14 protein-coding genes are annotated in these 13,878 nt (G+C 33.8%); 8 read left to right on the forward strand and 6 right to left on the reverse strand.

Going from position 1 to position 13,878, the window contains the following annotated elements; all coding sequences use genetic code 11:
* Nucleotides 1-62: 62 nt before the first annotated feature.
* Both FJOH_RS25865 and FJOH_RS25870 read left to right on the forward strand, forming a co-directional pair.
* Nucleotides 63-1,106, forward strand: coding sequence for a cytochrome-c peroxidase (locus FJOH_RS25865; RefSeq protein WP_012026969.1), 1,044 nt, complete (start codon nt 63-65; stop codon nt 1,104-1,106).
* 82 nt (nt 1,107-1,188) lie between these two features.
* On the forward strand, nt 1,189-2,148 hold the full coding sequence (locus FJOH_RS25870; RefSeq protein ID WP_012026970.1) for a transporter family protein: 960 nt from the start codon (nt 1,189-1,191) through the stop codon (nt 2,146-2,148).
* 101 nt (nt 2,149-2,249) lie between these two features.
* Here FJOH_RS25870 and FJOH_RS25875 read toward each other — a convergent pair whose 3' ends face one another.
* The 4 genes from FJOH_RS25875 to cysC all read right to left on the reverse strand — a co-directional run bounded on the left by FJOH_RS25875 (nt 2,250) and on the right by cysC (nt 5,286).
* A complete protein-coding gene (locus FJOH_RS25875; protein WP_012026971.1) occupies nt 2,250-2,912 on the reverse strand; it encodes a TrmH family RNA methyltransferase in 663 nt (220 codons plus the stop codon).
* A gap of 62 nt (nt 2,913-2,974) precedes the next feature.
* Nucleotides 2,975-3,943, reverse strand: coding sequence for a sulfotransferase family protein (locus tag FJOH_RS25880; RefSeq protein WP_012026972.1), 969 nt, complete (start codon nt 3,941-3,943; stop codon nt 2,975-2,977).
* Between the two features lie 11 nt (nt 3,944-3,954).
* Nucleotides 3,955-4,638, reverse strand: coding sequence for an aspartyl/asparaginyl beta-hydroxylase domain-containing protein (locus tag FJOH_RS25885; RefSeq protein WP_012026973.1), 684 nt, complete (start codon nt 4,636-4,638; stop codon nt 3,955-3,957).
* Between the two features lie 123 nt (nt 4,639-4,761).
* On the reverse strand, nt 4,762-5,286 hold the full coding sequence (gene cysC / locus FJOH_RS25890) for an adenylyl-sulfate kinase (RefSeq protein WP_012026974.1): 525 nt from the start codon (nt 5,284-5,286) through the stop codon (nt 4,762-4,764).
* A gap of 166 nt (nt 5,287-5,452) precedes the next feature.
* Between cysC and FJOH_RS25895 the strand changes: the two genes are divergently transcribed.
* The 4 genes from FJOH_RS25895 (at nt 5,453) to FJOH_RS25910 (ending at nt 10,647) form a co-directional block, all read left to right on the forward strand.
* Nucleotides 5,453-6,154, forward strand: a complete 702-nt coding sequence (locus FJOH_RS25895; RefSeq protein ID WP_012026975.1) for an SIR2 family NAD-dependent protein deacylase — start codon at nt 5,453-5,455, stop codon at nt 6,152-6,154.
* Nucleotides 6,151-6,843, forward strand: a complete 693-nt coding sequence (locus FJOH_RS25900) for a sterol desaturase family protein (RefSeq protein WP_012026976.1) — start codon at nt 6,151-6,153, stop codon at nt 6,841-6,843. The genes FJOH_RS25895 and FJOH_RS25900 overlap by 4 nt, the downstream gene beginning before the upstream one ends.
* An 89-nt stretch (nt 6,844-6,932) precedes the next feature.
* Nucleotides 6,933-8,279 carry an adenylosuccinate lyase gene (gene purB, locus FJOH_RS25905; RefSeq protein ID WP_012026977.1) on the forward strand — a complete coding sequence of 449 codons (1,347 nt, stop codon included), beginning with the start codon at nt 6,933-6,935 and terminating at the stop codon, nt 8,277-8,279.
* A gap of 130 nt (nt 8,280-8,409) precedes the next feature.
* Nucleotides 8,410-10,647, forward strand: a complete 2,238-nt coding sequence (locus tag FJOH_RS25910) for a cation:proton antiporter domain-containing protein (RefSeq protein ID WP_012026978.1) — start codon at nt 8,410-8,412, stop codon at nt 10,645-10,647.
* 189 nt (nt 10,648-10,836) lie between these two features.
* On the opposite strand, the gene FJOH_RS25915 is transcribed toward FJOH_RS25910, so the two are convergent.
* Both FJOH_RS25915 and FJOH_RS25920 read right to left on the reverse strand, forming a co-directional pair.
* The gene (locus FJOH_RS25915; protein ID WP_012026979.1) at nt 10,837-11,475 is read right to left on the reverse strand and encodes a peroxiredoxin; all 639 of its coding nucleotides are present in this window, start codon (nt 11,473-11,475) and stop codon (nt 10,837-10,839) included.
* 111 nt (nt 11,476-11,586) lie between these two features.
* A complete protein-coding gene (locus FJOH_RS25920) occupies nt 11,587-12,498 on the reverse strand; it encodes an AEC family transporter (RefSeq protein ID WP_012026980.1) in 912 nt (303 codons plus the stop codon).
* A 228-nt stretch (nt 12,499-12,726) separates the two neighbouring features.
* On the opposite strand from FJOH_RS25920, the gene FJOH_RS25925 reads away from it, so the two are divergent.
* Nucleotides 12,727-13,134, forward strand: a complete 408-nt coding sequence (locus tag FJOH_RS25925) for an RrF2 family transcriptional regulator (RefSeq protein ID WP_012026981.1) — start codon at nt 12,727-12,729, stop codon at nt 13,132-13,134.
* A gap of 58 nt (nt 13,135-13,192) precedes the next feature.
* Nucleotides 13,193-13,834 carry an NAD(P)-dependent oxidoreductase gene (locus FJOH_RS25930; protein ID WP_012026982.1) on the forward strand — a complete coding sequence of 214 codons (642 nt, stop codon included), beginning with the start codon at nt 13,193-13,195 and terminating at the stop codon, nt 13,832-13,834.
* Nucleotides 13,835-13,878: the final 44 nt, after the last annotated feature.

Raw genomic sequence — 13,878 nt, forward strand, 5'->3', positions numbered from 1 at the left:
ATCCCGATTGCCATCGGGAGGGCTAAACCAGAACTTTTGTGCTTCTTAAAAACTCAAAAATCATGTTGAAAATAAAATATTTTCTATGGCTGATTATTCCGTTGTTATGGAGCTGTTCTAATAATGAGGATGAAGAATATGTAAATGTACCTTTAGAATTTAAAGTACCATCTAACTTTCCTGCTCTGGCTTATAACATCGAACTAAATCCACCTACAGAAAAAGGATTCGAATTAGGAAAAAAATTATTCTATGACGGTCGTTTAGCTTCAGACGGAGTTGTTTCTTGTGGTTTCTGCCATATACAAGCCAATGCTTTTACGCATCACGGACACACCGTAAGCCACGGAGTAAACGACGCACAAGGAACAAGAAATACGCCGTCAATTCAAAATTTAGCGTACCAAAACATTTTTATGTACGATGGCGCAGCAGATCATTTAGATTTACAGCCAATTATTCCGCTTACAAGTATTATTGAGATGAATGGCGATTTAAATGCCATTTTAAAAATGATGAAAGCTGATAAAGAATATCAAAAATTGTTTAGTCAGGCTTTTGACGATGGCGCAATCACAACCGAAAATATGCTGAAAGCCCTTTCGCAGTTTATGGTTATGGTTGTTTCATCAAATTCAAAATTTGACAAATACAGAAGAAACGAAGCCGGCGGTACTTTTACAAGTGAAGAACAGGCAGGATACGATTTATTTAAATCAAAATGCGCTTCGTGTCATGCTACTGATTTACAAACCGACAATTCATTTAGGAATAATGGTTTAGCAGTAAATCCGGCTGTTAATGATGTAGGAAGATATAAAGTTACAGAGCTTGCATCTGACTATTATAAATTTAAAGTGCCAAGTTTACGAAATGTAGAAGTTTCGGGTCCGTATATGCACGACGGAAGATTTGGAACTCTCGAAGGTGTTCTGGATCATTATGCCAGCGGTATTGAGGATTCTCCAACATTAGACCCTATTTTAAAACAAAATGGAAAATTTGGAATCCCGCTTTCTGCAACTGAAAAACAGCAGATAATTGCTTTTTTGAAAACACTGACTGATACGCAGTATTTGACAGATAAACGTTTCGCTGAATATTAGAATAAAAATACAGTCGCAGATTTCACAGATTAAAATACAAAGCTTAATCATATCAAAAATCTGAGGCAAAAAAATAATTAAAATGAAAAAATTAATCGTAACATGTTTTCTTTTGGCTGGCTTTTCAGTCTTTAGTTTTACTGAAAAAGACAGTATTTCTGCTTTCACTTTTCATCGTTTAGAAATGATGGAAGATTTTGACTGTGATGCCTGCGGATGTTCTGCAAGCGGCGGAAGTATGGGTTTCAGTTCTATGCTAAACAACAACTTTGTAGGTTTAAGATACTTCAAACAAAGCTACACAAGCCGTGACGGAATTTTTGCTAATTCTCCGTGGATAGATGAAAACTTTAATACCATTCAGGCCTGGGCAAGAATTCCAATTACTGAGAAAATTCAGATTTCGGCTTTGGTTCCGTATCATTTTCATGAAAGAGAATTAACTGCCGGAACGCAAAGTATTGAAGGATTAGGAGACATTACAATTATGGGACTTTATACGGTTTATGAAACTAAAAAAGACAGCACCGTTTTTACTCATAAATTAAATGTTGGCGGGGGAGTTAAAATACCAACCGGAAAATTCAAAGAAATTAACAACCTGGGAACTATAAACCAGAGTTTTCAATTAGGAACCGGAAGCTGGGATTTTCCTTTAGTAACAGAATATGTTATTAAACATAAAAATCTTGGTTTAAATACAACCGTAAATTATATCTTAAAAACAGAAAACACTAAAAATTACCAATACGGCGATCAGTTTAATTATGCCGGTACTTTCTTTTATTTGTTTAATGCAAATGATTTCCAGATTGTGCCGCAGGCAGGTCTTGCAGGAGAAGTCTATCAGACTAATAAACAGTACAATTTAGATTTACCCAATACTGCCGGAGATATTTTGTTTGGAAAATTTGGCATCGAAGCAGGTAAAGACCGTTTTTCTATTGGTATAAATGCAATGCTTCCTATTCAGCAGAATCTTTCAAATGGCAATATGGAAGCCAATTACAGATGGAGCATTAATTTGAATTATACTTTGTAGTTTTTAGGTGCTAAGGTACTGAAGAACTACGGTTCTAAGTTTTTTTAGCCGTAAATTCGAATTCATAAATTCGAATTTACGGCTAATTTTTATCTTGCAATTTATCTTGGGTTATCCTGATAATAACGTGCTTCGATTCTCTTAATATCTCTAATTGAATTTTTAGCCCAGTCAAGACGTTTTTGCAGTATTTCTTCATCAGACAGTTTCCATTTGATATCTGAATTTCGTAATCTGTTGGTTAAGTTTTGGATGATAATTGCAGCCGAAACAGAAATGTTCAAACTCTCTGTAAACCCTACCATTGGAATTTTAAGAAAACCATCTGCTTTTTCAAGAATTTCCGGCGAAAGACCATCTTTTTCAGTTCCAAAAAATAAGGCACTTGGTTTTGAAATATCAAAATCCTGAATCAAGCAGTCATTTTCGTGCGGCGTTGTCGCAATAATTTGATATCCTTTATCTCTTAAAGACGAAATACAGCCGTCGACAGTATCAAATCGGTTTATGTCAACCCATTTTTGAGCACCCAAAGCGATTTCTTTATCGATCCTTTTTCCAAAACGCTGTTCGATAATATTAAGTTCCTGAATTCCAAAAACTTCACAACTGCGCATTACAGCACTCGTGTTATGCATTTGGTAAACATCTTCGACAGCAATGGTAAAATGCTTCGTACGATTTTCTAATACTTTTAGAAATTTCTCTTTTCGGTTATCTGTTAATATATCTTCAAGAAATGCCAGGTAATCTAAATCAATCATTTTGTATGTATTTGGCGCAAAAATACATTAGAAATAAACAAAATGAAAATTGATTTGCATTTTCAACGTTCTGAGTACTCCAAAAGTATATTATTTAAATTCTCAAACAATCGGTTAACTTTTTCAAAATCAACTTCCAGCGCTTCTTCTTTAAAAGAATCTCCTTTAAAAACTACATTTCCATCTTTAGAATGCTTTTGTAAACGTTCAAACATTTTTTGACGTTCATCAAGACTATAATCGACATGAATAAACGATATGAATTTTTCGATAACACTTTCCATTCCTCCATTATAATTCAAAAGCGTAACATTTTCATCTGTTTCATAAAAATCCAGAAAACCCTTAAAATATTTTTCCAAGACCAAAGCTCCATATTGCTGAAAATTTGTCCCTTCCATTTCCTGAGCGGTGATTCCAAAAACGGTGGGCGGAATTAAATTAGGAACCATGTGCATTCCCATTAACTTTTGGTGCGATTTTAAAACCTCAACGGGATTTCTGTAAAGCAGTGCAAAAGGAATTTCAGGAAAAATAGTTCTTAAATATCCTGCATTAAAAATATGCCAGGCATCGAGTTTTAAAATTAAATTCTTTTGTTCCGGAAATCTTTTTTGTCCCAGAAATTTTAGAACTGCTTTTAAAAGAGCCGCTTTTTTCTCTAAACCAAAATTATCGCTTCTTAAAATCTGGTCAAAAATTGGTCCTTCAGAAATCATAATATTTTCAGATGAAGTTGCCAGACACTGGCTCAACATAGTCGAACCACAACGGGAAACATGAAAAACCAGCGATTTTAATTCAACCGATTCTAATTCCTGAGACCATTCTATCAGGTTCTCAACAGAACTTGCCGCTTTTATTATTTTAGAATTATATTGATGACTTTTACATTTGGAAATAGTTTCATCAAAAAAAGGCTCTGCAAATTTTATATCAGACACATAAAGCCATTCAAAATAAACTTGGTTATCTTTTTCAATTAACTTATACGGAATCCAATTAAAAAGAGGATGATTTATATTTTCCATTTTAATGATGATTATTTTGATTGAAGACTTGCAATAATTTTAGCATTTATTTCTGATGGTTCTTGCAGGGAAAGCTCCTCAATCATTCGCCGTTTCATTTCTTCTGAATATTCTTTTTTTGTCGAAGCATGAATATCAAAACCCATTTCGGCAAACAATTTGTCAGACCATTCATTTCGAATACAATCAAGCGTTAGGTGAATTCTTGGTTCTGAACTTTTATTTTCTACACTATGAGGCAGTTGAAAATTAGCATACCAGCACTCCCCCATTTTCATAGGAACCAATTTATGATCAACATAAAAAAAGACTTGTGAATTGGTTATTATAGGAATGTGAATTCTAAAAAATCCATCTTCATAAGACGTATCATTATCAACATGTTCTTTTATTTCGCTGTCCGGCCCCAAACGAAGCAGTCGTACAGCTTCTTTTTCGCATTGAAACCAATCCATAATTTCTTTAAAATAAACGCAGTGGTCCAAAAGCGGCGTATTTTGATATTCTTTGTTTGGAAAAGAAGTAATATCGTTTACCAAACCCGACTGTGATCTTAAAGCAACACTGGTCCAGTTTCCTTCGTAACGATGGGTATTAAAATGCGGCGTCCACAATTCGCTCTCACATAAGGCGAGTTCTTGCTGTAATTTATCTATTGAAAAAGTAATCGGAAGCTGGCTTGACGAAGGATTCATATACTCTAAAGATTAAATTTGATATTGTGGCTTTTGTCTTGTAAATATATAATTTATAAGAATTTAAAAGCCGAATACATCAGCAAAATTTTACAAATTATAAATTTGATTTTTTTATGCAGATTACGAAATAGCAGAAACTATAAATTCGTAAAGTTTATGAGTAGACAGCATCACCGATTCAGAATCAGTTTTAAGAATTAAATCGGCTTTTTGCGGGATTTCAAAAACATCACTTATGCCGGTAAAGTTTTTAATCTTTTCTTGATTTCCGTCTGGTAATAATGCTTTTCTGTACAATCCTTTTGGATCTCTTTCAATTAAATTATCGACTGAACAATCTAAAAATACAGTTCTTACAAACTCATGATTTCGCAATTCGTTTCGAATATCTTCATACGGATTTATGACAGACATGAGAACAATGGTATTTTCTTCAACAAAATTTCGTCCCACATTAAAAAGACGTCTCACATTTTCACATCTGTCTTCTTTAGAAAACCCTAAATCTTTACAGATTGTTTTTCGGTAAACATCACCATCAATGATTTCGACTTTATAATTATTTTCAATTAATAAATGCCGAACATTTTCTGCCAATGTCGTTTTTCCCGAACCCGATAATCCTGTAAATTGTATTAAAAGCATTTAGAAATTTCTTTTCTTAATTGAGACGTTAAAACTAGATAATTTGCAATGCCCAAACAATAAGTAGAATTACGGTTTATGATGTCTGAAATTATTAAAAAAAGAACGCTGTAAAGATGTCTTACATTTTCGAAATTGTTATTTTTATCTTTTAATAAATTTCAAAATGAAAAAGAAACTTGTGGTTTTAACCGGAGCCGGAATTAGTGCCGAAAGCGGTATTAAAACATTCCGCGACAGCGATGGTTTATGGGAAGGACATGACGTTATGGAAGTAGCAACTCCAGAAGGATGGCAAAAAAATCAGGATCTGGTTTTGGACTTTTACAATAAAAGACGTCAGCAGTTAAAAGAAGTACAGCCCAACTTAGGCCACCAGATTCTGGCTGAATTAGAAAAAGATTTTGATGTTTATATTATCACCCAAAATGTCGACGATTTGCACGAACGTGCCGGAAGCACAAAAGTACTGCACTTACATGGAGAATTATTAAAAGTAAGAAGCACCCGAAATCCTGATCTGATTTTAGACTGGCAGGATGATTTGTTTACAGGTGATTTTGATGAAAACGGACATCAATTACGTCCGCATATTGTTTGGTTTGGAGAAATGGTTCCTGCTTTAGAAGAAGCCATCCCAATTGTAGAAAATGCTGATTATTTTGCCGTTATTGGAACTTCGCTTCAGGTTTATCCAGCTGCAGGTTTAATTTCGTACACATACAGTATTACTCCGGTTTTTTATATTGACCCCAAACCTATTTCTATCCCAAATATTCAAAACAAAGTTGAAGTTATCGCTAAAACTGCTACAGAAGGTGTTGCAGAAATGAGAACAAAATTGTTTGAGTTAGAAAATCTGTCATGAATGTAGAATCTCTATTACAGCAATTAGGTCAGTTACATTTCCTGGCTCAGTTTCTTATTTTTTCTCTCGAAAATATAAGTTTGTTATTGATTGCTGTTTTAATTGGAAAACTAATTGAACCTAAAAATACTGTTTTAAGCCGCCAAGATCAAAAATGGGTTATATCTACTCTCATTTGCAACATATTAATTACAGTTCTGGGTTTTGAATTGTATCAATTAGAAATAATTAAAATTGATTTCTCTCACAATATAATTTCTATTATTCTTGACACTTTACTGCTGGTTATTTTAATGGACTTTTTTATGTTCTGCTTTCATTATCTGGCACATACTTTAAAATGGTTTCATCCAATTCACAAACTGCATCATACCCATGTCGATACCAATGTTTACAGTTTATTTGTACTTCATCCTGTAGAAACTTTCGGTTTTGGTTTTATCTGGCTCATTTTGATTTCTATTTTCCCTTTCAATTATATAAGTCTTATAATTTATTTGTTCCTGAATTTAATGTACGGCATATTTGGTCATATCGAAAAAGATCTTTTTCCAGCGTTTTGGTACAAAAGTTATTTTACAAAATGGATTTCTACGACAAAATTTCATTCCGATCATCACAAGAATCAAGCTCATAATTTTGGATTTTATTTTACTTTTTGGGATAAAATCTTCAAAACCATGATTTAAATTGAAAGTTAAGGCATAATAAAGCTTCAGTAATTTTCAGAAGTTTTAACAATCACTTATATTTGCACCTTTCGAAAAACAACATAACAATGACTACTCTAAACGAATTGAATGCTATATCGCCAATTGACGGAAGATATAGAAATAAAACTCAAAATTTAGCACCTTTCTTTTCTGAAGAAGCTTTAATAAAATACCGTGTATTAGTTGAAATTGAATATTTCATCGCTTTATGCGAAATTCCTTTACCACAGCTTTCTGGCGTAAATTCAGATTTATTCGACAGTTTGAGAAACATCTACAAAAATTTCTCTACTGAAGATGCGCTTTGGATTAAAGAAACAGAAAAAGTAACCAACCACGACGTAAAAGCGGTTGAATACTTTATTAAAGATGCTTTCGAAAAATTAGGTTTGTCTCAATACAAAGAGTTCATTCACTTCGGATTAACATCTCAGGATATTAACAATACTGCAATTCCTCTTTCTACAAAAGAAGCTTTTGAACAAGTTTATATGCCGTCTTTAGTAGCTTTAATTGCTAAACTAAAAGAATTAAGCGTTGAATGGAAAGATATTCCGATGCTTGCCCGTACACATGGACAACCGGCTTCTCCTACTCGTTTAGGAAAAGAAATTCTTGTTTTTGTAGAGCGTTTAGAAGAGCAGATGCGTTTGTTATTCAATATTCCGTTTGCTGCTAAATTTGGCGGTGCAACCGGAAACTTTAATGCACACCATGTTGCATACCCGCAGATTGACTGGAAAAAATTTGGTGATAAATTTGTTGAAACTGATTTAGGCTTACACCACTCTTTTCCAACAACTCAAATTGAGCATTACGATCATTTTGCTGCTTTTTTTGATGGTTTAAAAAGGATCAACAATATCATTATCGATTTAGACCGTGATATCTGGACGTATGTTTCAATGGATTATTTTAAACAAAAAATCAAAGCAGGAGAAATTGGTTCATCTGCAATGCCTCATAAAGTAAACCCAATTGATTTTGAAAATTCTGAAGGAAACTTAGGAATTGCTAATGCTATTTTCGAACATTTAGCGGCTAAACTTCCAATTTCAAGATTACAGCGTGATTTAACTGACAGTACAGTTTTGCGTAATGTTGGTGTACCGGTTGGACATACTATTATTGCTTTTGAAGCTACTCTTAAAGGTTTAAACAAATTACTTTTAAACGAAAGCAAGTTTGCTGAAGACTTAGAAAAAAACTGGGCAGTTGTGGCAGAAGCTATTCAAACAATCTTACGTCGTGAAGCTTATCCAAACCCATACGAAGCTCTAAAAGGTTTAACAAGAACTAATGAAGCAATTGATAAAAATGCGATTCATAATTTCATTGCAACTTTAGAAGTTTCTGACGCAGTTAGAGCAGAATTAATGCAGATAACTCCTAGCAATTACACAGGAATTTAAAGAAAACCTAGAATATTTTATCAAAAAAAGCTATCTTTATCGAGATAGCTTTTTTTATTTAACCGGAACAGTTCAGTGAATCTATTTGAGATTAAAAACTGAATAGACTCCTGAAAACAAATACCACTTTATGATTGCCTTAAATGCCGCTGCCGAATCGACACACCATTTGCAACCCCTTATCAGTGATCTGGGATTAATTTTGATGACTGCCGGAATCGCAGTTCTTATATTTAAAAAAATGAAACAGCCCTTGGTTTTGGGTTACCTGATTGCAGGTTTTTTAGCCGGAAACCATTTTGATTTTTTCCCTTCAATAACCGACATGAAAAGTGTTGAAGTTTGGGCAGAAATTGGGGTTATATTTTTATTATTCAGTTTAGGACTCGAATTCAGCTTTAAAAAATTAATGAAAGTCGGCGGGACATCTTCCGTCACCGCAATAACCCAGATTTTATTCATGACACTTATTGGATATTGTGTGGGCCAATGGATGGGCTGGGGACAAATGGATAGTATTTTTCTTGGTGCAACACTTTCGATTTCCTCAACAACTATTATTATCAGAGCTTTTGACGAATTAGGTGTAAAGGGAAAAAAGTTCGTTGGGATTGTATTTGGAGCCCTGATTGTTGAAGATATCGTAGCCATTTTAATGCTCGTATTATTATCGACCATTGCAGTGAGCGACCAGGTATCTGGAGGCGAATTATTACAATCCGTTTTAAAATTAGTTTTCTTTTTAATTATATGGTTTTTGGGCGGAATCTTTATTATTCCTACCATTTTGAAAAAAGCCAAACATCTTTTAACCGATGAAATGCTGCTTATTATTTCATTGGCATTATGTTTAATGATGGTGATTTTTGCAGCAAATGTTGGTTTCTCTCCCGCTTTAGGAGCCTTTATAATGGGTTCTATTATTGCTGAAACTACAATGGCAGAAAAAATCGAACATTTAATTCAGCCCGTAAAAGATTTATTTGGTGCTGTTTTCTTTGTATCCGTGGGAATGTTAATTAACCCGGAAACATTGGTAACTTATGCCCTTCCGGTGGCTTTAATTACACTTTTAACCATTTTCGGAAAAGCGTTCAGTTCTTCTATCGGAGCTTTAATTTCCGGACAGCCTTTAAAACAATCTGTTCAAACCGGAATGAGTTTAGCACAAATTGGAGAGTTTTCTTTTATTATTGCAACACTGGGTATGACCTTAAAAGTTACAAGCGATTTCTTGTATCCTATAATAGTTGCCGTATCTGCTATTACAACTTTTACTACACCATTTTTAATTAAATATTCCGAATCTTTTGCCCAGTTTCTGGAACAAAAAATGCCAAAAAGATGGGTTAAAAACATTAACCGTTACAGCGTAAATGCGCAGGCTATTAAATCTGTAAGCACCTGGCAGATTGTATTAAGATCATCAATTACACAAATTATACTGCACACTATAATTATTACGGCTATAATTTTATTATCGTCAAAATTTGTAGCACCATTAGTAGCCGATACACGATTTGGAAATACATTGGCCGCTTTATTGACATTGGTTGTAATTGCTCCGTTTTTATGGGCGCTTTCACTACGCCGTGTAAAAGTTGACGAAGTCGAAGCACTTTGGGAAGAACGTAAATACAGAGGCGCACTTTTAATGCTTATTTTAATTCGAATGAGCCTTGGATTATTTTTCGTTGGATTCTTATTGAATATTTTCTTCTCACCTTTAGTGGCTTTTGTAGCCTTGATTATTGCAATTGGAGCGTATCAAATTTTCCCTAAAAAACTAAACGAACAATACCACCGAATTGAAAATCACTTTTTGAAAAACCTAAACGATCGTGAAAACAAAAAGATCGACAGACGATATGCTAATTTAATGCCATGGGACGGTCACATGTCATTTTTTGATATTGGAAAAGAATCTAATTTAGCAGGCAAAACATTAGAAGAATTAAAGATTCGTGAACAATTAGGAATCAATATTGCCTACATTAAACGAGGTGAAGTAACCATTCCGATTCCTATGAAAACTGAACGTTTGTTTCCCGGAGATGAAATCTGTGTTATTGGTACTGATGCCCAAATTACTGAGTTTACCAAGTATTTAAACCACAATGAAACGGAAGCTCCGCCAAAAGTAGAGGAAACCGACATTGTACTGCGTCAGCTTGAAGTTTCTCAGGAAGAATTTATTCAAAAAAGCATCGGCCAGTTTAGAGCCAAAACAAACGGAATGGTTGTGGGAATTGAACGAAACGGAAATCGTATCTTAAATCCTGAATCTAGTTTAATTTTAGAGAAAAACGACATTCTTTGGGTTGTAGGAGACAAAAAAAGAATGACCGCTTTGTTGACGGCAAAATAAAGGTGCTGAGATGCGCTAAGGTGCTAAGGTTCTGAGACACTAAGGTTCTGAGGGACTAAGTTTTTTTTATATAAAAGCGCAAGATTTCAATTTTGAAATCTTGCGCTTTGTTTATTTTCAGAAAAAAAATACTAAAATTCTAAGAAAAAAACTTAGAACCTTAGTACCTTAGCAACTCAGAACCTCAAATTACTTATTAGGCTGCGGTGTCAATCTTAAGTAAGGTTTAATAGGCTTGTGTCCTTTTGGGAATTTTGCCGGAATATCGCTGTCAGGAATTGCAGGTGCAATTACTACATCTTCTCCATCTTTCCAATTTGCAGGAGTTGCAACGCTGTAATTTGCAGTTAATTGTAAACTGTCAATTACGCGAAGTAATTCATCAAAATTTCTTCCTGTCGAAGCTGGATAAGTCAATGTTAATTTGATTTTTTTATCTGGTCCAATAACAAAAACAGAACGTACTGTAAATTTATCGCTTGCATTGGGATGAAGCATATCGTATAAATTCGCTACTTTTTTATCTTCATCGGCAATAATTGGAAAATTCACTTCTGTATTTTGAGTTTCATTAATGTCTTTAATCCACTCTTTGTGAGAATCTAATCCGTCTACACTCAAAGCAATAACCTTAGTATTTCTTTTGGTAAATTCCGGAACATAATTCGCTACTGTTCCCAACTCAGTTGTACAAACAGGAGTAAAATCTGCAGGATGCGAAAATAAAACGCCCCAAGAATCTCCTAACCATTCATGAAAATTGATTGGTCCTTGTGTGGTTTCTGCGTGAAAATCCGGAGCTATATCGCCTAATCTTAATGTTGACATAATTTATATTTTTTAGTTCCTCTAAAATTAACTAAAAAATACATTTAGAAAACACGTAAGAATTAAAAAAAAGTTAAAATTCTATAAGCTCTATCTAATTACTATTATAAATTAAATAAAGCCAACTACAAAGTACCAGATGGCAAGGGTTACAAACGAAATAGGAATTCCAAAACCAATCATCATACTGCTTAATTTTGGTTTTAAGCCATAGGTAGAAGCGAGAATTGCACCTGTAATCATGGGTGCCATTGCAATTTCAATAATCGTAATTTTTATAGCTTCAGAATGCTGGTTGAAAATAAAAACATACAGAATAAAAATGATAAGCGGTGTTACGATCAGTCTAAAGAAAAGTCCGAGTCTTAAGAATTTCCAATGTTTGCTTTTTCGGTCAAAAGTCAGCTGCAGCCCAACCGAAAACAAAGCCAAAGGCGTAACCAGACTTCCTAATTTTAATAATAAAGACTGTATATTGAGATCTAAATCGTAATCTAAAACATTTAATAAACACGAAACAACAAACGTAATAAAAGGCGGAAATAGAATTATCTTTTTCGCTATACTTTTAAAATCAGGACTTCCTTTTGAATAAAAAGCCGCTACAAAAACTCCTAAAGTCGAAACCACCACAAAAGTTCCCGGCTGATCTACCAGAACAGCAGTTTCTAAACCTTTTTTTCCAAATAAAGCTTCTACAATTGGATAACCCAAAAAGGAGGAATTACTTAATCCGGCTGTTAAAACTAAGCATCCTATTAATTTATTAGACCAGCCCAGCCTTCTTCCTAAAAAATGAAAAAATACAAAAGCCAGAAAAAAACTAATCCACCCCGCTCCTATTGGAAACAGCAATTCGTTGCTCCATTTTATTTTCGGAATATGATATAAAGTAATCGCCGGAAGGCAGATGTAAATGACAATTTTATTAATTGTTTTATAAATATGAGTTGGAAACCGCTTTACATTTTGCAAAAGCAATCCTAAAAACAAAAAGAAGAATATTATAATAAAGTTATTCATGTTTTTTAGTGCTTAGTAATTAGTCCTTAGCCCTTAGTTTTCTAATGGTTAGTATTTGGTGATTTCACGCAAAGATATATTCATTTAGTTCTGGAAAAAAATCTGTAACAAATTACTTATTCTCCAAAAACTAATCACTAAGGACTAAGGACTAATTACTAAAAAAAACCTAAAATTGCTCCATCATATAAAAAAAACCATTACATTTGTAACATATTTTATTACAGTATGCTTTCAGGTAAATTTGCCATAACGATTCACATTCTTACTCTGCTCAATAAATTTCCGAATGATTATTTATCATCTGAGTTTATTGCCGGAAGTATTAATTTAAATCCGGTTTTGGTTCGAAAAGAAATTGCCAACCTAAAAGCACATCATATTGTAGAAAGTAAAGAAGGAAAAAATGGCGGAACGAAACTGGCCGTTGATTCTTCTAAACTGACTTTAAAAGAGATTTTTGAAATGACTTTTGAGACCATTGGTTTAGGTTATGCTAAAAATCAGCCTAATCCGGATTGTCCTGTTGGAAAAAATATTAATCAGCATCTGGCGAATTTATATGCTGATATGAATGAGAAAGTGAGCGCACAATTAGAAGGAATTTCTTTAGAGGATTTTTCGAACCAATTTTAAAAACTATTTTTTTACCCAAAACTGTAACATTTTTTATTACTAAATAAATTTATATATTATGAAAATCGCAATTATTGGAGCAACAGGATTTGTTGGCTCAGCAATTTTAAACGAATTGGCAGACAGAAAACATGATATTACAGCTATTGCAAGAAACCCAAAAGACACAGCAAATGTGACATGGAAAAGTGCTGATATATTTAATGTAAATGAATTGGCAGAAATTTTAAAAGGAAATGATGCTGTTATCAATGCGTATAATTCAGGATGGACAAACCCAAACATTTATGATGATTTTATTGCCGGATCAAAAGCCATTCAGGAAGCGGTAAAAAAATCAGGTGTAAAACGTTACATCACAATTGGCGGTGCGGGCAGTTTATTTGTAGCTCCGGGTTTACAAGCGGTTGACACACCAGATTTTCCAAAAGAATATCACGCAGGTGCTACGGCAGCAAGAGATTATTTAAATATCCTAAAAGAAGAAAAAGAATTAGACTGGGCATTTTTCAGCCCGGCATTTGAAATGCATCAGGGAATTACAACCGGAAGAACAGGAAAATACCGTTTAGGTTTAGAAAATCCTGTTTTTAATGATGAGCAAAGAAGTATTTTATCTGTAGAGGATTTAGCAGTTGTTATTGCTGATGAAGCAGAAAATCCAAAACACCACCAGGTTAGATTTACAGCGGCTTATTAATTATTTAAAAGGTGCTAAGGTTCTAAGATGCTAAGTTTTATATG

This window comes from Flavobacterium johnsoniae UW101 (genome assembly GCF_000016645.1).
GTDB lineage: Bacteria > Bacteroidota > Bacteroidia > Flavobacteriales > Flavobacteriaceae > Flavobacterium > Flavobacterium johnsoniae.